The 19537-nt window shown below is 69.5% G+C and carries 18 protein-coding genes; 6 read left to right on the forward strand and 12 right to left on the reverse strand.

Annotated elements, in window-relative coordinates; all coding sequences use genetic code 11:
• Positions 1-6 precede the first annotated feature (6 nt).
• Entirely contained in the window at positions 7-1599 is a 1593-nt protein-coding gene (locus B7K21_RS03805; protein ID WP_084073886.1) for an AtzH-like domain-containing protein, read from the reverse strand.
• Positions 1596-2714 (reverse strand): acetamidase/formamidase family protein, encoded by a 1119-nt coding sequence (locus B7K21_RS03810; protein ID WP_084073887.1) that lies wholly within the window; start codon positions 2712-2714, stop codon positions 1596-1598. Before B7K21_RS03810 ends, B7K21_RS03805 begins: the two co-directional genes overlap by 4 nt.
• Positions 2715-2862: 148 nt before the next feature.
• Here B7K21_RS03810 and B7K21_RS03815 point away from each other — a divergent pair, with 148 nt between their 5' ends.
• On the forward strand, positions 2863-3579 hold the full coding sequence (locus tag B7K21_RS03815) for a YoaK family protein (RefSeq protein WP_084073888.1): 717 nt from the start codon (positions 2863-2865) through the stop codon (positions 3577-3579).
• 117 nt (positions 3580-3696) lie between these two features.
• Here B7K21_RS03815 and B7K21_RS03820 read toward each other — a convergent pair whose 3' ends face one another.
• The gene (locus tag B7K21_RS03820; RefSeq protein WP_084073889.1) at positions 3697-3882 is read right to left on the reverse strand and encodes a hypothetical protein; all 186 of its coding nucleotides are present in this window, start codon (positions 3880-3882) and stop codon (positions 3697-3699) included.
• A gap of 476 nt (positions 3883-4358) precedes the next feature.
• Between B7K21_RS03820 and B7K21_RS03825 the strand changes: the two genes are divergently transcribed.
• Positions 4359-4811 (forward strand): Hsp20/alpha crystallin family protein, encoded by a 453-nt coding sequence (locus B7K21_RS03825; RefSeq protein WP_084073890.1) that lies wholly within the window; start codon positions 4359-4361, stop codon positions 4809-4811.
• Between the two features lie 157 nt (positions 4812-4968).
• Here B7K21_RS03825 and B7K21_RS03830 read toward each other — a convergent pair whose 3' ends face one another.
• From B7K21_RS03830 to mnmA, 7 genes are all read right to left on the reverse strand, one after another.
• On the reverse strand, positions 4969-6441 hold the full coding sequence (locus B7K21_RS03830) for an amidohydrolase (RefSeq protein WP_084073891.1): 1473 nt from the start codon (positions 6439-6441) through the stop codon (positions 4969-4971).
• Positions 6442-6491: 50 nt separating this feature from the next.
• Complete coding sequence (locus B7K21_RS03835; protein WP_234989171.1) at positions 6492-7532, reverse strand: LacI family DNA-binding transcriptional regulator; 1041 nt, start codon at positions 7530-7532, stop codon at positions 6492-6494.
• Positions 7533-7596: 64 nt separating this feature from the next.
• Entirely contained in the window at positions 7597-8415 is an 819-nt protein-coding gene (locus B7K21_RS03840; protein WP_084074796.1) for a carbohydrate ABC transporter permease, read from the reverse strand.
• A 56-nt stretch (positions 8416-8471) separates the two neighbouring features.
• Positions 8472-9479: a carbohydrate ABC transporter permease gene (locus B7K21_RS03845; RefSeq protein ID WP_084073892.1), complete on the reverse strand. Its 1008-nt coding sequence runs from the start codon at positions 9477-9479 to the stop codon at positions 8472-8474.
• Between the two features lie 130 nt (positions 9480-9609).
• Positions 9610-10935, reverse strand: a complete 1326-nt coding sequence (locus B7K21_RS03850) for an ABC transporter substrate-binding protein (RefSeq protein ID WP_144016049.1) — start codon at positions 10933-10935, stop codon at positions 9610-9612.
• Between the two features lie 401 nt (positions 10936-11336).
• A complete protein-coding gene (gene mgrA / locus B7K21_RS03855; protein ID WP_084073894.1) occupies positions 11337-12377 on the reverse strand; it encodes an L-glyceraldehyde 3-phosphate reductase in 1041 nt (346 codons plus the stop codon).
• Positions 12378-12455: 78 nt separating this feature from the next.
• Positions 12456-13532 carry a tRNA 2-thiouridine(34) synthase MnmA gene (mnmA, locus tag B7K21_RS03860; RefSeq protein ID WP_084073895.1) on the reverse strand — a complete coding sequence of 359 codons (1077 nt, stop codon included), beginning with the start codon at positions 13530-13532 and terminating at the stop codon, positions 12456-12458.
• Positions 13533-13888: 356 nt separating this feature from the next.
• On the opposite strand from mnmA, the gene B7K21_RS03865 reads away from it, so the two are divergent.
• Together B7K21_RS03865 and B7K21_RS03870 are read left to right on the forward strand one after the other, a co-directional pair.
• On the forward strand, positions 13889-14608 hold the full coding sequence (locus B7K21_RS03865; RefSeq protein ID WP_084073896.1) for a DUF998 domain-containing protein: 720 nt from the start codon (positions 13889-13891) through the stop codon (positions 14606-14608).
• Positions 14605-15198: a TetR/AcrR family transcriptional regulator gene (locus tag B7K21_RS03870; RefSeq protein ID WP_084073897.1), complete on the forward strand. Its 594-nt coding sequence runs from the start codon at positions 14605-14607 to the stop codon at positions 15196-15198. The genes B7K21_RS03865 and B7K21_RS03870 overlap by 4 nt, the downstream gene beginning before the upstream one ends.
• Positions 15199-15304: 106 nt before the next feature.
• Here B7K21_RS03870 and B7K21_RS03875 read toward each other — a convergent pair whose 3' ends face one another.
• Positions 15305-16765: an MFS transporter gene (locus B7K21_RS03875; protein ID WP_084073898.1), complete on the reverse strand. Its 1461-nt coding sequence runs from the start codon at positions 16763-16765 to the stop codon at positions 15305-15307.
• 97 nt (positions 16766-16862) lie between these two features.
• Between B7K21_RS03875 and B7K21_RS03880 the strand changes: the two genes are divergently transcribed.
• Positions 16863-17561 carry a TetR/AcrR family transcriptional regulator gene (locus tag B7K21_RS03880; protein ID WP_084073899.1) on the forward strand — a complete coding sequence of 233 codons (699 nt, stop codon included), beginning with the start codon at positions 16863-16865 and terminating at the stop codon, positions 17559-17561.
• Between the two features lie 80 nt (positions 17562-17641).
• Positions 17642-18199 carry a hypothetical protein gene (locus B7K21_RS03885; protein WP_084073900.1) on the forward strand — a complete coding sequence of 186 codons (558 nt, stop codon included), beginning with the start codon at positions 17642-17644 and terminating at the stop codon, positions 18197-18199.
• 74 nt (positions 18200-18273) lie between these two features.
• Here B7K21_RS03885 and B7K21_RS03890 read toward each other — a convergent pair whose 3' ends face one another.
• Complete coding sequence (locus B7K21_RS03890) at positions 18274-19416, reverse strand: cysteine desulfurase family protein (RefSeq protein ID WP_084073901.1); 1143 nt, start codon at positions 19414-19416, stop codon at positions 18274-18276.
• Positions 19417-19537 lie beyond the last annotated feature (121 nt).

Raw genomic sequence — 19537 nt, forward strand, 5'->3', positions numbered from 1 at the left:
TGTGACCTACATAGTGTGCCGTGTCGAGGTTTCGTGAGCGTTTCGCAGCGCCTTCTGCCACCGAAGCCCCAGCTCGATGAGCGCCAGATCCGAGTTCCGGGGCCCCACGAGGCACACTCCGACGGGCCCGCTCAGCGTCGACATCAGCGGCACCGTGAGGGCAGGTCTTCCCGTGAAACCAGCGATGGCCGTCATGGACAGGGTCGCCTCGCGCACACGCTGCAGGTCCTCGGCAGCGGCGTCCAGTCGGGGCGCGGCCGACGCGGCGGCGGGCAGCACCAGCACCGCGCCTCCGAGCGCCTCGTTGATCTCCTCTGCGAGGGCCGCAACCTCCAACAGGCCCTCGGCCTCCTGCTCCGGCGTCACCGACGCCGCGAACGCGAACCGCTCAGCCACGTCGGGCGCGACCGCGCCCGGGTGCGCGGTGATCCACTCGCCGTCCGAGCGCCAGGCCTCGGCGGACTGCGTCACACGGAAGCCGTCGTAGAGGCGCCGCAGCTCCGGGAGCTCGACCGTCTCGAGATCCACGTGCACCTGCAGGTGCTCCAGGAGCTCGTGGAACGCCTGCCGCACCTCCGGCTCGACGACCACGCCCACCTGCGGCGAGGCCAGCACCACGTCTGAGGGCTCGACATGGGGGTCGCCCGAGAAGCTCGCGCGCGCAGCCGCCAGCAGCGTCTCGCCGTCGCGCGTCATCCAGCCGACAGTGTCGTAGCGCGGCGCGAGCGGCGCGACGCCCTCAAGGCTGACCGCCCCGTGCGTCGTGCGCAGTCCCCACAGCCCCTGGTAGGAGGCCGGAACGCGGATCGAACCCGCCGTGTCCGTGCCGAGCCCGATGCTCGCCTGGCCCAGAGCGACGGCCGACGCCGGTCCCGACGACGAGCCCCCAGGAATCGCCCCCGGCACCGCCCCGTTGGGGGGCGTCCCGTAGTCGGGATTGAGGCCCGCGATCGAGTACGCGAACTGATCGGTCTGCGCGATGCCCAGCACGTCCGCGCCCGCATCGAGCAGCGACTGCACCGACGGCGCGGTACGCTCCTCGATCGGCGCGTCGGCCAGGTACGCACGCACGCCGACGCCGATCCGCTGGCCTGCGATCGCGTACAGGTCCTTCACCGCGACCGTGTGACCCGCGAGCGGACCCTCGCCCGCGCCGCGCACAAGGGGTGCGCCGAGGAGGCGCCAGATACGGGAGTCCATCGCCTTGGCGGGCGCCGTGACGTGCGCGGCGCAGATGACCCAGCCCTTGCCGGGGCCGGCCGACAAGCCATCATGCGACCACAGCTGCGTGACGAGGCCCTTGCCCCCAGCGTCGGGCGCATTGACCGAGACGGCGAGCCAGGCGTCGCCCGCAGGGACCAGGCGCAGCTCGCGCACCGTGCGCGCGCCGATGCCACCACGCCCGCCCCGGAACGACGTGATCGCCTCATGCCCCACGAGCAGGCCGTTCGCGTCGCCGCGCAGCGTCTCGTCGCCGGGCGCGAAGAAGCCCGCGAGCGCGTCCAGGTCATCCGCCACCAGCGCCGCCTCGTAGGCCAGCACCGCCTCGATCAGACCCTCGGGAGCCTCGCCCCCTCCGGCCACGTGCACCAGGGTCATGCGGTCTCTCCTTCCCACGCGTCGCGCGGCGCGAAGTCTGACTTCCTGATCATCGCGTGGCTGCCGCACACCAGATCCACCACCTGCGAGATGCGCAGGTCTGTCGCGGCGCTCAGGTACGCGTACGCGAGGTGCGGCTCCATGCCGTAGCGCGCTGCAAGGATCGCGATCGCCGCGCGCGTGGCCTTGCGCATCGCCTCGTCGAGGTCGGCGTCGATGCCCGTCGGCATCAGGAACTCTGCGGTCTCGCCGAGCGGACCCGCCAACTCGCCGAACGTCCGCGCGGCCTCGCGTGCGGGGATGAGGTCCAGGCGGATCGTCACTCGCAGCGACGCCTCGAGCGCGGTGAGCGCGACCTCGCCGTCACCTTGGGCGAAGTGCGGATCGCCCACATACGCGAGCGCACCTGCGACCTGCACGGGCAGGTACAGCGTGGAGCCCACGACGAGCTCCTTGATGTCGATGTTGCCGCCGTGGGGCCCGGGGGGCACCGAATGGGCCCGCTCGTCGGTGTCCGTCGCGACGCCCATGATCCCCAGGAACGGCGCCAGCGGGAAAGCGACATCGCGCGGCCCACCCTCGCGGCGCGGCAACCAGCCCTTCCACACGCCCGACGCATCGGGCGCGATGGGCGCGAACACGGACACCGCGTCGGCCCCGTTCGCCGGCATCTCGCCAGGCAGCGCCCCGCGACCGTGACGGTTGGAGATGACGCCGTACGGCACGCGCGGCGTGGCGTCCAGCAGCGTGATCGCGAGCACGTCGCCAGGCGTCGCGCCCGCGACCTCAATGGGGCCCGTGACCACGTGCGGGCCATCGGCCTGCGAGTCGCGTCGCCCCGACCGGGACAGCGCGACCGCCTCGGCGAGTACCGCGTCGGGCGCCACCCCCTGTGCGGTGAAGTACGCGAGCGCGTCCGAGCCCTGGTCCGGCAGCAGGCCCTCGTGGCTGAGCGTGTCGACCACGACCTCGGTGCCCGGTGCGACCGTGAGGGCCGGCGCGTCTGCCCGGCTCGGCAGGCGGCCCCACAGAACCGCGTCGGACTCCGCGGGGAGGTAGACCGCCGCGTCGGGCACGCGCTCACCGCTACGCAGGACGCCGTCGAAATCTGCCATGCCATGCCCTCCAGCGCGGACCGCGAGACGTGCGGGCCGGGGTGCCCGCACCCCGCCGTGCCCTACTCTGGCTCCGAGACTACCGCCGCCCGCGCCGCGCGCCTCGTCCCCGTGAGGCAGCGCGCCGGGCCCGTCCCCGGAGGAATCGATGCTCGACCGCATGCGCGCCAACCCCGCTGGCAGCTACCTGGGGCTGATGCTCGCCCTGACATTCTCCACAGGCATCATCGACGCCGTCGGCTACCTGGGCCTGGACCGCGTCTTCACGGGCAACATGACCGGCAACGTGGTCATTCTTGGCATGGGTCTCGCGGGCGCCGACGACCTGCCGGTGCTGGGCCCCGCGATCGCGCTCGCGGCGTTCATGCTTGGCGCGGCACTGGGCGGGCGCGTGCTGCGCGGCTCGCGCGACGGGTGGACGGGCAAGCACACGGCGCTGTTCGGTGCGGTCGCAGGGGTGCTCGTGGTCGGCGCGCTGACCGTGTTCTTCGTCGAGGTGGTGCAGGGCTCGGTGCTCGCCTACTCCGCGACGGCGGCGCTGGGACTCGCGATGGGATGCCAGGCGGCGACCGCGCGCCACATCGCGGTCAAGGACGTGACGACAGTGGTGGTGACCTCGACGATCACGGGGTTGGCCTCGGACTCGACGCTCGGCAAGGGCGGCGGCCAGCCGTGGCGCCGCCGCGCGGGAGCCGTGGTGCTCATCGGCGCTGGCGCCGCGACGGGAGCGCTGCTGCTGAACCTGCACCTGGGCGCCGGCATGCTGCTCTCGGCGCTCATCACGGTCGTGGTGCTCGCCCTGGGCCACATCACGCGACCGGGACGTGGGCCGCGCGTGCCCTACGACGGCGCGGTCAGCCAGTAGCCCCACCCCACCTCTTCGACGCTCCGCACGGATTCTGCGGCGACGCGCCGCTGAACCCGCTCACGAGGCGCGCGCCACCGGCGTGTCGCGCGGACTTCCGTGCGGACTGTCAGCGCGTCAGGCGTTGAGGTACTCGAAGACGTCGAAGATCAGGAAGGCCGGCCACACGAGCGCCTGGAACAGCGCACCCACGTGCTCCCAGAAGCCCTCGGCCTGCTGCCAGAACCACACGGCCGAGCCGATCATGGCGAGGAAGTAGCCTCCACCCCATCCGGCTGCCGCGCCGCTGCTCGAACTGCTCATGTCACACCCCCGGTCGGCGCGCGCATCGCGCCACGTTTCCAGGTCTACCAGGCACAGGGACGCGCTGCAGGGTGGGCGTCCCACTGCGACTGATCGCCGTCCCACTGCCCCGCCGCAGCCCTCGCCCGCCCCCGGAACAGTGCGAACCAAAGACGCTCTCGACACCCCGGCAGGCTCGCGCGAGAAGCAGTTGACGCCGGAGTGTCGTTCCAGGATTGGTTCGGAGTGTCCAAGGGCGAGGCGCGAAAGGCCTGCTCTGCCAGGGACGACGCCTCGCCGATCACCGCTCACGCTCGACTTGAGCGAACATCGCTCAACTTTGACTTGAGCGGATGCCGCTCAAGTCTTATAGTCGGAAGTGAGCGACGGGCCCGCGGGGGTCACCAGCAGGGACCGGCCGACCGGGTCCGCCGCCCTCCGCGGGCGACCGCCCGCGGACACAGACCACACGACCTACACATCCCAGGAGGTTCACGATGATGGCTCGAGAGATCACTCGCCACACGGTTCCGGCGACGTCCGCTTCCCTGTGGCAGGACGATCTGAACAGGGTCTTCCGCCAGTTCTTCGGCGACGCCGACGCCCCGCTCGCCGGCGCCTTCTCCCCCGCGCTCGACGTCAAGGAGACTGACGACGCCTTCACGCTCCACGTCGAGCTGCCGGGCATGTCCGCCGAGGACGTCGACCTCTCGCTCGAGGACAACGTGCTCACCGTCTCGGGCGAGCGCAACTTCTACGACGAGTCCGACGCCGAGGGCTTCCGCCGCATCGAGCGACGCTTCGGCAAGTTCCACCGCGCGGTGCGCCTGCCGGACCGCGTCTCGCCCGACAAGGTCGAGGCCTCGTACAAGGACGGCATCCTTACGGTCGTGGTTCCCAAGGCCGAGGAGGCCAAGCCGCGCAAGATCGCTGTGAGCTCGGGCGCGTAACGCACCGAGCAGTCCGCGGGGTCACCGATCCCGCGTCCCGTCGCGCCGCCCGTTCTCCCCCTCGCGGCGGCGCAGACGACAGGACCCCCGGAGGCCACGCCTCCGGGGGTCCTCGCTTGAGCGGCATCCGGCATCGCGTCAATGCCCGACGCGGCGCTCAGTAGGTGCGGTGCGTCACCCGACCCGCGCTCACCGTGAGCGCCACATACATGCCCCGCAGCGTCGGCATGTCAGCGGTGCGCGGGTCATCGTCGAGCACCGCGATATCGGCGGGCCCGCCCTCGACGAGCGCCGGAGAGCCCCACGAGGCGGCAAGCGCCTGCTCGATGGAGACGGCGTTGGCGGGCTCCCACGGCTCGCGCAGATCCCGCGTCCGATGCACCGCCGCCGAGATCGCGAACCACGGGTCCAGCGGCGCGACGGGCGCGTCGGACCCGAACTGCAGAGCCGCCCCGGCATCCGCGAGCGCGCCGTAGGGGAAGGCGCGGCTCTTGCGGTCGGCCCATAGGCTGTCGGTCACGTCCCTGTCGTCGAGCGCGTGCTCGGGGTGGACCGAGGCACCCACGCCGAGTTCGGCGAAGCGCGGCAGATCCCCCGGCGCGACGAGCTGCGCGTGCTCGACCGTGCCGCGTGCACCTGAGGCCTCGAACGCATCGAGCGCGCGCTGCACTGCCAGGTCGCCGATGGCGTGCAGCGCCACCGAGAAGCCCTTCGCATGAGCGTCCGCCATCACTGCCTCGAGCTCCCCCTCCCCGTACACGGCATGACCGCGCCCCCCGCCGGGGTACGGCTCGTGACACAGCGCGGTGCGGGAGTTCAGCGCTCCATCCGCGAAGAGCTTGAGGGAGCCGACCGTCACCAGGCCTTCCGTGTCCGGCACCACCGTGCCGGTGCGCTCGCGGCGTGCCACCGAGAGCGCGAGATGCTCCGGATAGACGTTCGCCGTCACGCGCACGGCATCCAGCCCTCGCCTGATGCGCCCTGCCCACACGCTCGGGTTGTCCGCCATCTCCAAGTCGGTGATCGCGGTGACGCCGCGCGCGGCGGCTGCGGCAAGCGCCGCGCCGACGAGCTCGTCCTCGCCCTCGCCCGCCTCACGGTCGACCGCCTGCTCCACCGCGAACGCGGCGTCCTCGCGCAGGACGCCGGCACGGGGCGCACCGAAGCGCTGCGCCGCCGCTTCGTTCAGCCACACCGTGTGCAGATCGTGCGAGACGACAACGATCGCGCGACCGTCCTGCCCCGCCGCCAGGGCCGCACCGTCCAGCAGCGCGCCCGTGGGCTCGTGACTCCACAGCGCGTCCTGGAACCCCCGCGCCACGAACGCCGTGTGCTCGACGACGTGCTCGCTCGCGAGCGCGACGCGGATCGCCTCGGCGGCGTCCTCGGGCTCACGCGCCGCGGAGACATCGAGACGGGACAGGTGCTTGGCCCACATCGTGAAGTGCACGTGGTGATCCGCGTAGCCCGGAGTCGCCCACCGGCCCTCGAGTTCCACGACCTGCGCGTCGGCGCCGGGACTCAGCTCCCCGCTGGGAGCGATGCGCGCGATGCGGTCACCCTCGATCGCCAGGTCCACCGGGGCGTCGGGGCCATCCAGCAGCCTCACGCCTCTCACGAGCAGCGTCACCGTGCCTCCTCCTGCACCTGGGGTTCAGGCCGACGCTACACCTGACGCGTTCAGGCCGAGACGCGCTCGACGAGGCTGATCGGCATGATCGACGACCGCGGGCGGTCGTCGTTCCCGGCGAGCACGTCGATCAGGATGTCCGCCATCATGCGCCCCATCTCCTCCGAGGGCTGGCGCACGGTCGTGAGCGGGACCGGGCACGCGAGCGCGGCAGGGCTGTCGTCGTAGCCGACGATCGCGACGTCCTCCGGGACGCGCTTGCCTGCATCGAGCAGCACCGGCATCGCGCCCGACGCCATGAGGTCGGAGGCGACGAACACGCCGTCCATCTCGGGGTACGTCTCGAGCAGCCGCCGCGCGGCACGCGCGCCACCCATCATCGAGAAGTCACCGTCAACCTCGGGGCCCGGCTCGAGGCCTGCGTCCACGAGCACCCGGCGCCATCCGTCGGTGCGCTCGAGTGCGGACTGCATGTCCGTGGGTCCCGTGATGGTCGCAATGTGCTTGCAGCCTCGCTCGACGAGGCGACGCGCGGCAACAGCGCCGCCCTCCTCGTTGTCGACGTCGACGACCCATGTGTCGATGCCTGCAAGGCCAGGGCGACCGCCGAACACCAGGGGGATCGTGTCCGCGATGCGCTCAAGGAAGTGGTCCGCCGTGTGGTGCGAGACCACGACCGCACCATCCACGGCGCCACCCGTCAGGTAACGCATGGTCTTCGCACCCTCGGACTGAGTCGCGACCATGAGGTTCAGTGCGTAGTCAGTCTGCTCGAGGCGTGCGTTGATGCCCGCGACGATCGAAGCGAAGAACACGTCGCCGAAGAACCTCGTGACGTCCTCAGGGACGATCAGCGCGATCGCGTGGCTCTGGGCGCTCGCGAGCGACCTCGCGGCCCGGTTGGGCACATAGCCGAGCTCATCGATCGCCGCCTGCACCAGCTTGACGCTGCTGGGATTGACCTTGTCCGAGCCGTTGACGACCCTCGAGACGGTCGCACGCGACACCCCCGCGCGCGCCGCGACCATCTCGAGGGTGGGCGCCGCATGGCGCACCAGGCTCATCTCTGCGTCTCCATCCACCGGGGGCATGCGGTCATCCTTGCAGATGCAACCTCATGCCCCACGGCGGGCGGAAGAGAGATGAGCACGGTCGTCAGCCCTTGACCGCACCCGCCATGATGCCGGAGACCAGCTGGCGGCCGGCGAACATGAACAGCAGCATCAGCGGCACGGTCGCCAGCAGCACGCCCGCGAGCACGAGCGAGTAGTCGACGAAGTAGTTCGCCTGCAGGATCGACAGCGACACGGGCAGCGTCGGGTTCTGCGGGTCCAGCACGATGTACGGCCACATGAAGTTGTTCCACTGCGTCACGAACGTGAACAGGAACAGCATCGCAGCGGCCGGTCGCGCGGCGGGCAGACCTACATGCCAGAACGTGCGGATCATCGAGCAGCCGTCCACGCGCGCAGCCTCGATGAGCTCCGTGGGCAGCGCCTGCGAGATGTACTGCGTCATCCAGAACACACCGAACGCGGTCACCAGGACCGGCAGGATCACGGCGCCGATGCTGCCGGTCCAGCCGAACTTCTGCATGAGGATGTAGAGCGGCACGATGCCGAGCTGGACGGGCACGGCCATGGTCGCGATGACGCCAACCAGCAGCGGACCGGAGCCCTTGAAGCGCAGCTTGGCGAACGCGTAGCCCGCCAGGGTGGACAGCACGACCGTGGAGATACCCGAGACCGTCGAGACGACGATCGAGTTCCACAGCGCCTTCCAGAAGTTCACGGCCGGGTTGTTGATGACCGTCGCCGCATTCTCGAGGAAGTTGCCGCCCGGCCACCACGACAGGTTCGGGTCGTTGATGGTGAAGCGGTCGCCCGAGGCGATCAGGAAGGACCAGTAGAACGGGAACACCGAGGCGATCAGGAACACCGCCAGCACCGCGTACACCGTCCAGTGGGGACGCATCGTGCTCACCGCTGCCGCGTACTTGGGACGGCGCTTGAGGGGGTTGGAGATGGCGGTCACTTGGTCACCTTCTTCAGGTTCTTCGACTTCTTGGCCATGGTGTCCGTGGCGATGAGTCTCTGCGTCACGGCGAAGTTGAGCAGGCCGATGGCGACGATGATGATGAACAGGAGCCAGGCGACTGCCGCGGCCCTGCCGAAGTTGAACTCGCCCCAACCCGTCTTGTACAGGTAGAGCGTGATGGTCTCCCATTGATGGTTGGAGCCGCCCTGGCCGTTCGTGTCGTACATGCGCGGCTCGTCGAAGATCTGCAGGCCACCGATGGTCGAGGTGATGATGACGAAGATCATCGTGGGGCGGATCTGCGGCAGCGTCACAGAGAAGAAGCGACGCCACGTGCCCGCGCCGTCGATCGCGGCGGCCTCGTACAGGTCGCGCGGGATCGCCTGCATCGCGGCGAGGAGGATCAGCGCGTTGTAGCCGGTCCAGCGGAAGTTCACCATCGTGGCGATCGCGATGTGGCTGGGGATGATGTCGACGTGCCACGCGATGGGGTCGATGCCGAAGTCTCCGAGCACGGAGTTCACGAGGCCGTAGCGGTCGCCGAACATGTTGGAGAAGATCAGCGCGACGGCGACGGGCGCCACCACGTACGGGAGCAGCACTCCCATGCGCCAGAAGGTCTTGGAGCGGATGTTCTTATCGAGCATCGCGGCGATGACCGTGGCGACGATCACCTGCGGCACAGACGAGAGCAGGAAGATGGAGAAGGTGTTGCGCAGCGAGAACCAGAACTCACGGTCCTGAAGCACGAAGGCGAAGTTGTCCCAGCCGGTGAACTCACCCGTGTTGCGCACGAGGTCCCAGTCCTGGAAAGCGATGACGGCCGTGTAGATGATCGGGAACAGGCCCACGAGGGCGAACACGATCCAGAACGGCGCGATGTAGAGGTAGGGCGACAGCTTGACGTCGAGGCGTCCGAGTCGCTGCCTGAACGTCGGCGGCGCGGGCTTGCGAGGCTCGGACGCGGGGGTGTCGACGCCAGGGGGCTGCGTGATGGTCATGCGAAGGGTCTCCTAGGTGAGGAGGAGGTGGTCGAGGATGGGGGACGTTCAGTGCGGCCAGCGGCCGGGCCGTCGGCCGGTGCGGGCCGCCTCCACGAAGGAGACGGCCCGCACCGCCAGCGGTGTGTGACTAGCTGATCGCCTGGACGTCAGCCTCGAACTGCGCCCACGACTCGTCGGCGGACATGACACCCTCGTCCACGCGGCGGAGCGCGTTGACCATGGCGTCGTTCACCTGGAAGTACAGGGCACCCTTGTACGGGGCGACCTCGACAGCGGCGGCACGCTCGGCGAAGATCTCACCGATCGGAGCGTCGTTGAAGAACGCGTTGGTGGCCTCCTGGACCTCGGTCGACGCAGCGGCGTCGATCTGGCTCGGGAAGGCACCGACGTTCGCGAAGGCCTTGGCCTGCTGCTCGGGGGCGGTCAGCCACGCGGCGAGCTCGGTGGCAGCCTCGACGTTGGCGCCGGAGGCCGGAACGGTCAGGTACGAACCGCCCCAGTTGCCGCCGCCACCCGGGAAGGCGTTGGCGATGTCCCAGTTGCCGTCAGGCGCGTTGCCGTTGATGACACCGAGCATCCAGGACGGGCAGGGCATCACGGCGAAGTCACCGTTGGCCATACCGGCGGCCCAGTCGTCGCCCCACTGCGAGAGGCCCGCAGAGAGACCCGCAGCCGAAGCGGCGGTGAGCTGGTCGTAGATGGCCTTGACCTCGGGGTTGTCGAGGGCGATGATCTCGCCGGTCGACTGGTCCTCGTAAGGCACGGCGACCTGGCCGATCATGGCCTGGAGCACGGCAGCGTTCTCCTCGTAGAAGCCCTTGCCGGTCGCGTCGGTGTACTGCTGGCCGAGCGCGAAGAAGTTGTCCCAGTCACCGTCGATGGCGGCGGTCATGGCCTCACGCGAGGCGTCCATGCCGGCGGCCTCGATGGCGTCCACGTTGTAGCAGATCGCCTCGGGGCCGATGTCGGTGCCGTAGCCGATGAGGCGGCCGTCAGCGTCGGTCGCCGCAGCGGTCTTCCAGTCGAGCCAGCGGCCGTCGAGCTCAGGGTTCGAGAGGTCCGCGAGGAGGTCCGAGTACTGCAGCGCCTCGGCGAGCCAGTCCACCTCGATGGCCTCGATGTCGGCGAGACCGCCGGGGCCGAGCTTGGTGAAGAAGTTCTCGCGAGCGGTGTTGGAGGTGTCCGCAACGTTGTAGACGATGTCCACGTTGGGGTGCGCCTCCTCGTACTCCGCGATGAGGTCGTACATGTAGTCGCCGCCCTCGGACTCGCCCGAGTAGCCGAACTGGTTGAACGTGGCGAGAGTCAGGGTGACCGGCTCGTCGCTGGAACCCGTGTCCGACGTGGTCGGGTCGTCCGTGGTGTCACCGCCCGAGCAGGCGGCGAGGGTGAGGGTCAGGACGGCCGCTCCTGCGGCGATCCCGAGGTGCGTACTGCGTCGTGAGAGGCTCACGTTCACTCCCTTGTGAAGTAGGTGTCGGTCCGACTCTTGAGAGCGCTCTCCTCTTTCGTGAAAGCGCTCTCACGAATCGCCTTCAAACTAGGCCCGACCAAGGTTCCGGTCAAACCTTGCAAGCGCTTGCATACCGTTCCGATACCCATTCGTTACCAACATGTGTCGCGCAACCGGTTCGCAGCGTGAGAGCGCGTTCACGTGCTTGCGAGAGCGCTCTCACGCGAGCGCAGTCGATGCGAGCGCAGCGAATCGGACACATCGCCTCCAAGCCCCCTCCCGGGCCGGGTACACCACCGTCGCGCCCGCCCTAGGGGTACACCAACGGCGCTTCGCGGGCGCGACCGCGCGTCAGAGGTACGTCAGCGCCGCAGACTCGCGCCAGGCCCGCGATACTCGCGTCAGAGCGTGCCCTCGCGCGCGCCCTTCCACAGATCCACGCCCGCGTCGCCGGTCAGCGAGTCGATCGCCGCGAGCTCCTCGTCGGAGAAGGCGAGGTTCGCCACCGCACCCACGGAGTCCTCGAGCTGCGACACCGACGACGCGCCGATCACGAGCGACGTCACGCGCTCATCGCGCAGCGCCCACGCGAGCGCCATCTGCGCGAGAGACTGCCCGCGAGCCGCCGCGGTCTCGTTCAGCGCGCGCAGATTGCCGAGCAACTCCTCCGTGAGCCACGAGCGATCGAAAGACCCGCCGCCCGCAGCGCGCGAACCCTCGGGCACGCCGTTCAAGTACTTCGACGTGAGCAGCCCCTGCGCGAGCGCGGTGAACCCGATCACCCCGAAGCCCTCGTCCGCGGCCGCATCCAGCAGACCTTCGGTCTCGATCCAGCGGTTGAGCATGTTGTAGCTGGGCTGGTGGATCAGCAGCGGAGTGCCGAGGTCGCGTAGCAGGGCCGCCATCTCGCTCGAGTGCGCGGCGTCGTACGACGAGATGCCCACGTACTGCGCACGGCCGGAGCGCACCGCATGGTCCAGCGCGGCGGCGGTCTCCTCGAGCGGCGTCGTGGGGTCGTAGCGGTGGTGGTAGAAGATGTCGACGTAGTCGAGCCCCATGCGCGTCAGCGACTGGTCCAGGCTCGCGAGCATGTACTTGCGGCTGCCGCCACCCTGGCCGTACGGGCCGGGCCACATGTCCCAGCCGGCCTTGGACGAGACGACGATCTCGTCGCGGTACGGCTTGAGATCGGTGGCGAGCGCGCGCCCGACGTTGATCTCGGCAGCGCCGTACGGCGGCCCGTAGTTGTTGGCGAGGTCGAAGTGGGTGACCCCCACATCGAACGCGCGCGTCAGAATCTGGCGCTGCGTCTCGAACGGGCGGTCGTCGCCAAAGTTCTGCCACAGCCCCAGGCTGAGTACGGGAAGATCCAGGCCGGAGCGGCCGGTGCGTCGGTAGAGCATCGAGCCGTCGTAGCGGGCGGGGTCGGCGACGTAGGTCATGGCGGAGCTCCTTCGATCAGCGGTGGCCGGGGATGACACCAGCCTGCCACTTCGCGGGGCACATGCCCGACGCGCGGGTCACCTCGTCAGCGTCGCCTGGCCCAGCACTCGCGAGCCCGCGTAGACCACGAGCGACTGGCCCGCGGCGATGCCCCTGATCGGCGCATCGAGCTCGACGATCAGACGGTCCCCATCACGGCGCACCGCGCCCGGGGCGGGCTCGCCATGCGCGCGCACCTGTGCCTCGCAGCGCACGGGCTCGTCAGCGGAGACGTCCGGTGCCAGCCACACGGCCTTCTCCCCCACCAGCGTGGACACGGACAGCAGGGTCTCCGGTCCCACCGTCACCACGTTGCGCACCGTGTCGACCTCGGTGACGTAGCGGGGCCGTCCGTCCGGTGCAGGACGACCGAGACCCAGACCCTTGCGCTGACCCACCGTGTACGCATACGCGCCCGTGTGCGCGCCCACCACGGCTCCGGAGTCGTCGACGATGTCGCCCGGCCGCTCCCCGAGCTCGCGTTCGAGGAAGCCCTTGGTGTCGCCGTCGGCGACGAAGCAGATGTCATAGCTGTCGGGCTTGTTCGAGACGCCCAACCCACGCGCGGCGGCCTCGGCGCGCACCTGAGACTTCGAGGTGGTGATGCCGAGCGGGAACATCGAGCGCGCAAGCTTGTCGGGGCCCATCACGGCGAGCACGTACGACTGATCCTTCGCAGCGTCGGCGGCACGGTGCAGCTCCCGCACGCCATCGTCCCGAACGTCGATCCTGGCGTAGTGGCCCGTGACGACTGCATCGAAGCCGAGCGCCGAAGCACGCTCGAGCAGAGTCTCGAACTTGATGTGCTCGTTGCAGCGCACGCACGGGTTGGGCGTGCGACCCGCCTCGTACTCCGAGAGGAAGTCCGCCACCACAGTGTCGTGGAACTCGTCGCTCAGGTCCCACACGTAGTACGGGATGCCCAAGTTGTCGGCCGCGCGGCGCGCATCGTTCGCGTCCTCGATGGAGCAGCAGCCACGCGAGCCGTTGCGGTGCAGGTCGCGGTTGCGGCTGAGCGCCATGTGAACGCCCGTGACATCGTGGCCCGCCTCGACGGCACGGGCCGCGGCGACGGCCGAGTCGACCCCCCCGGAGAGGGCGGCGAGCACGCGCATGACCCTCCTTCACGGGCCGGGGACAGGACTCCACAAGTGTAGGCGAGAGTCCGCACGACCGATTCTGTCCGCGCGCTCGCGAACCTGGCCGAGAGAAGGTGGGACGCGCTGCCCCGCTGCCTACTCGACGAACACGCCCTCAGGATGCTCCTTGCAGGCGGTGCCACGCAGGCGGCGACCACCCTGTTCATCTCCGCGGGCGCGACCACTGTCGACGGGATTCGGCACCTGCTCGCCATGAAGCGGCCGTCCGCCGGGGCGCAGACTTCGACCGCATCGTCTGTGAACGTTGACCGGCACACCGCAGGTCGCGACCGAATTGGACGCATAGTGACCGAATCGGTTACAGTGCCGATATGAGCCTCACCGAATCCTCCGTCACAGCCAAGACCGTCCACGACCACCGCAACGGATTGTCCGCGCGGCTTCGCAGTGCCCCACGCGAAGTTGCCGGCGCAGCATTGTGGGCGTTCGTCGTGCAGTACTTCGTGATGCTGCTGGTAGTTCAGGCGGCCTGGCGTGAGCCGTACAGCATCGTTGCGCACACGATCAGCGACCTCGGGGCGGTCGACTGCGGCGTCTTCGAAGGGCGCAGCGTGTGTTCGCCATGGCATGCCGCGGCGAACACCTCGTGGGTAGTGGCCGGAGCCAGCATCGCATTGGGCGGCGTCCTCCTGTGGCGTACGCTCGCGCGCACCGTGGCAAGTCGGGTAGGCATGGCGTTGCTCGTGCTCGCAGGCCTGGCAGAACTTGCCGTGGGACTGAACCCCGAGGACGCCAGCTCCTGGCACATTCCTGCTGCAGCCGTCGCAATCATCAGCGGACTCGCCGGCATCACCACGCTGGGCGCCTCGCTGTCGCGCATCCCTGCGCTGCGATGGCTCGGACGTACGGGCATCGGCCTCGGCGCGCTCGGCATCACGTCCCTCCTCACCGCCTTCCTGATCGCACCTGAGCGACTGTTCGGACTGTTCGAGCGCCTCGCCGTCTACCCGATCCTGGTGTGGGTCATCCTCGCCGGGTCGTCGGTCCTGGCGGGAGTCCACACGCCGCGCAGCCAGGGGGACCGTCGATGAGCGGCCGTACCGTGCGGCCGACGAGCGCACAGATCGACGCCCAGATGCTCGACCTCACCGCAGGGCTGCTCGCACAGCACGGGGTGCAAGCCATGAGCGTCAGCATGGTCGCCACAGCGAGCGGCTACTCCAAGGCCGGGGTCTTCCGCCGCTTCGGAGACAAGGACGCCCTCGTTGACGCCACGCTGCGCCGCTGCGTCCAGATCGGGCACGAGGCGTTGGAGCGCGTCGAGCACGAGGCGAGCCCGGCGCACCGTCAGTCGACGGCAGCTCGCGTCATGCTCGATGCCGCTCTGGATTGGCCCGGCTTCATCGCGCTCGCGCTGGCCTCCATCACCGTGCGTGAGCATGATGAGTTCGGCGGACGGCTCGACGAGCTCGGCGACGCGCTTCTGCGCATGTTCGATCTGCCGCCCCTGGATGAGATCGACGACGTCGCACCGCTGTTCCGCGCGCTCGCCGCACTGAGCTCCATCTCCGTGCTTAGCCTGTTCCACCGCGACATCACCGACACCGCCACCGCCAAGAAGGTGATTCTCGAGACTGCCGAGGCCGTCCTGCAAGCACACCCGGACGCTGCGACGGAGTGACCGACCGGGCAATGCCCACGCCGATCGCGTGGCCAGAGTGACGCCGTGAAGCCGACACCGATGACCCCCACCGCCGCGATCCGTCGCCCTTGCCTCCGCCGCCCTCCTAGTGCACCTCCTCCACGTCACGCGAGTCGGTGAGCGTCAGCGCCCCGAAGCCTGCGATCACGCCGACCACCACTGCGAGCACGGCGAAGACAACCGCCGCACCGTGCACGAACGTGGCGACGAGCGCGGCGCTCCACGCCCCGTCGGGCAGGACGGTGCCCACCAGGACTGCAAGCAGTGTTCCCACCAAGGCAGTTCCGACGCTGGAGCCGACCTCTTGGGCGGTGTCGTTGAGCGCAGCGCCGAGCGATGTCCGGTTCTGTGGCATGGCCCCGACGAGCGCGACAGCCCCGATGGTCATGACAGTGCGCAACCCGATCGCGAACACCATGAGAGACGCCGCGATCGCCGGGTAGCCGTGCTCCACTCCCCACGCGAGCGAGGCGAGCCCCGCCGTGAGCGCGCCCGCGCCGACGGCGCATGCGATCCGATGACCGAAGCGTCGGGCGAGGCCTTCTGACAGCGGCGACGCAAGCAGCATGGTCACGATGGCTGGCAGGTTCGCGAGTCCAGCCTTCATGGGGCTCCACCCGTAGGCGTACTGGAAGAGCAGGATCAGCCCGAACATGGAGCCGGCCATCGCGATCGACGTGCCTGCCTGGGCGATGGTGGCGCCGCGCACGGTGCGGTCGCGGAACACTGTGAGGTCGAGCATCGGCGAGGAGGCCCGACGCTCGTGGCGAACGAAGGCGACGACGGAGAGTGCTGCGCCCGCGACGCAGACCAGGGTGAGGATGTCCGTCCAGCCGCGCTCGACGCCGCTCGTGAAGGTGTAGCACGCGAGGCCGATCGCGGCGATGCTGAGCAGAGAGCCTCCGAGGTCGAGTCGGCCATGCGTGAGCCCGGTCGCGTCGTCGGCTGGCACTCCCGCGCGAACGCCGAGCCACGCGAGGAGCGCGATGGGCGCGTTGACGAGCAGCAGCCAGTGCCAGCTGGCGTGGGCGAGGGCTGTGCCGCCCAGCACGGGGCCGAGGATGAAGCCGCTCATACCGACGGTGATCATCAGCGCCATGGCCTTACGCCGCAGTTCCTCGGTCTCGAAGAGCCGGAAGACCAGGGAGTTCGTGATCGGCGCCATGGCGGCGGCTGCCACTCCGAGTGCAGCCCGTAGTGCGATCAGGCCGGTGGCGGTTTCGACAAGGAGTGCGCCGAGGCTCACGAGGCCGAAGGCGGCGAGACCGATCTCGAGCACGCGCCGTCGGCCGAAGCGGTCGGCGATGGACCCGGCGGTGAGCAGCAGTCCACCGAAGGTGAGCGAGTAGGCGCCGTTCACCCATTGGAGTGCGGTGGTGCTTGCCCCGAGGTCACGTCCGATGGTGGGGAGCGCGATCGAGAGGAGCGTGTTGTCGGTCATCTCGACGAAGAACGCGAGGCACAGCGCAGTGAGGGGGACGGCCGCCGCGCGTAGGGATGTGTAGGTGCGGGGACCTGAGGTCTGGATCGTGGTGGTGGAGCTCATGGGCACCTCCTAGTATCGAACGCCGTTCGTTTATCGAACAACGTTCGAGAGAATAGAACAGTGTTCGACTCACCGCAAGATGTGATGGAATGACGCCATGGCCGCCACCGACAAGCGCACCCGCACACGCGCCACGCACTCGATGGAGGCCGTCGTGACAGAGGCCGTCGCACTGCTCGACGCAGCAGGCGAATCCGCGCTCACCTTCCGCGCCCTCGCCGCACGACTCGGCGGCGGCGTCGGGAGCATCTACTGGTACGTCTCCAACAAGGACGAGCTTCTTGACCGCGCGAGCGACCACGTCCTCGCCGACGTGCTCGCGGCCACGGAGGACCTGCACGGCCCCGACCCCCTCGACGACGCGAGAACGATCGCCGTCACCCTCTTCGACACGATCGTCCAACGCTCGTGGCTCGCCGCCTACTTCATGCGCGATGGGGAGCAGCAACCGAACGCGCTGCGCCTCTACGACCGCCTTGGCAGACAGGTCATGCGACTCGGGTTGAGCGCGCGCGACACATTCAACGCAGTCTCAGCGATCGTCGGGTTCGTCATCGGTACGGCGGCCGACCTCAGCCAGCAGCACTCAGCGTCGGCGCCAGATGCCGGCGCCTCGGGCCAGGACCTCGAGGGCGCGGTCGCGCAGTGGCGCGCGCTCGACGGCGAGGCGTTCCCCTACCTCCACTTCATCCTGGACGAGTTCGCGGCACACGACGACGGCGTGCAGTTCCGCGCCGGGCTCGACCTCCTGCTCGCGGGAATCCGCCTCCAGGCTGCCGACAGCCACAAGCCCTGACGCCCCCTGTGTCGCACCCTTCAGCGGACCGTTAGCCCGCTCCCAGCGCCCTCTCAGCCTCGGCTGATGAACTGTCCACCATGAAGCGCCGTCCGCTGATCGTCACGTCTGCCGCCCTCATCGGGGTTCTCGCTCTCGCCGTCGCGGCCGAGTTCGTGGTCCGCCACAGCATCGACGCACGGCTGGCCGCCGCGCCAGTGCCGTTCTCGCTGAGACTCTCCAGCCCCTCCGCGTTGGTCGCTCTTGTCACAGGCCACGTCAGCGTCACCGCTTCGCTGACTCCCGACGATGCGTCCTCCCTGCTATCCGCGCGCCTTCCAGGCGCCGGGGACGTGGAGCTGGCGGAGGGAGCGGTAGGTATGGGCATGATGATCGGCGGACAGGAAGCGACAGCGTGGGTGTCGCTGACAGCCGTCGACGGCGCGATCACGGCTGACGTCGACACGTTGGAGGTTGCAGGCCTCAGAATCGATCCGGCGATGCTACTCGGGGAGGACGTCACTACGCTGACCCTGGCGAACCCTGTGAGCGAATGCCCCGGCGCAGCCGTGTCCGACATCCGCGTCACGCCGCCCCACGTGAACATCACGGTGGAGGCCAGCCGCGATGCGCTTGCCTGCCTCAGCCAGAGCACGTGACCCCCTTGGAACTTCATCGGGCGACGCACGACCCGAGTCGGCGAAGCATCGGCCTGGCTCTGTGCGCGCGTACGTCAGCCGCGCGAGCCAGCCGCCCTGGCACGCGCGACGGCGTCGGGAACGGCTGCAAGCGCCGCGTCCACGTCGGCATCGGTCGACGACCACCCCAGGCTGAACCGCACCGCCGACCGCGACTCTTCGGGCGTGTGCCCCATCGCCAGCAACACGTGGCTGCGTTCCACCACCCCTGCAGTGCAGGCCGACCCTGAGGACACGGCGACTCCAGCGGCGTCGAACAGCATCAGCATCGCCTCAGAGGAAGCGCCTGGGATCACGGCGTGGACGATGTGGGCGGCATAGCCGTCCTCTGAGCCGCGCACCACCGCATCGGGCACGGCCGCGCGAACGCCGACGACGAGGCGCGAGGCGAGCCTTGCGATTCGCTCACGCTCGGAGGCCCGTGCGGCCACCGCGTCCTCGAGAGCGGCTGCGAACGCTGCCGCACCGGCCGCATCGACGGTGCCTGAGCGCACCTTGCGTTCCTGACCGCCGCCGTGGAGGAGCGGGCTCAGTGGAGCGGCACGCCGCGCGAGCAGCGCACCGACACCCACCGGTCCGCCGATCTTGTGGGCACTGACCGCCATCGTCGTCACGCCAGACGCAGCGAAGTCCACGTTCTCGTAGCCGACGGCCTGCACCGCGTCGCAGTGGATCGGCACCCCCGCTGCGGTTGCAGCAGCGGCGAGCTCGCGCACCGGCTGGATCGCACCTACCTCGTTGTTGACCCACATCGCCGACGCGAGCGTCGCCCCTGGCAGGGACGCAGCGAACTCGTCGACGTCGACGCGACCCCACGCATCCACGCCTCTCTCGACCACCTCCGCGCCCTCGCGGTCGACAAGCCATCGCGCGGGATCCAGTGCTGCGTGATGCTCCACTGAGGTCGTCACGATCCGTCCGGTACCGCCGCGACCCCACCACAGGCCCTTGAGTGCCATGTTGTCCGCCTCCGTGCCGCCGCTCAGCAGGATCACTTCGGCGGCGTCGGCGCCGAGCGCGGCGGCGATTCGCTCGCGTGAGTCCTCCACGAGCGCACGGCGGCGACGCCCGTCGCCGTGCAAGGCGGACGGATTGCCTACCGCATCCGCAGCCGCGAGCCACGCCTCGCGTGCGGCGGGACGCAGCGGCGATGTGGCGGCGTGGTCGAGGTAGTGCACGGTTGCACCCTACGACCCCGCCCCCTGCGATGCCGCCGCAGGCCTCGCGTTCGCACGAGTCCTGGACCGTCAGCGAATCGTCAGGTTCATGAGCGGGGCGCGCTCAGGTGGGCGGGGTGAA

It is taken from the genome of Demequina sp. NBRC 110052 (assembly GCF_002090075.1).
In the GTDB taxonomy this organism is placed as follows: Bacteria; Actinomycetota; Actinomycetes; order Actinomycetales; family Demequinaceae; genus Demequina.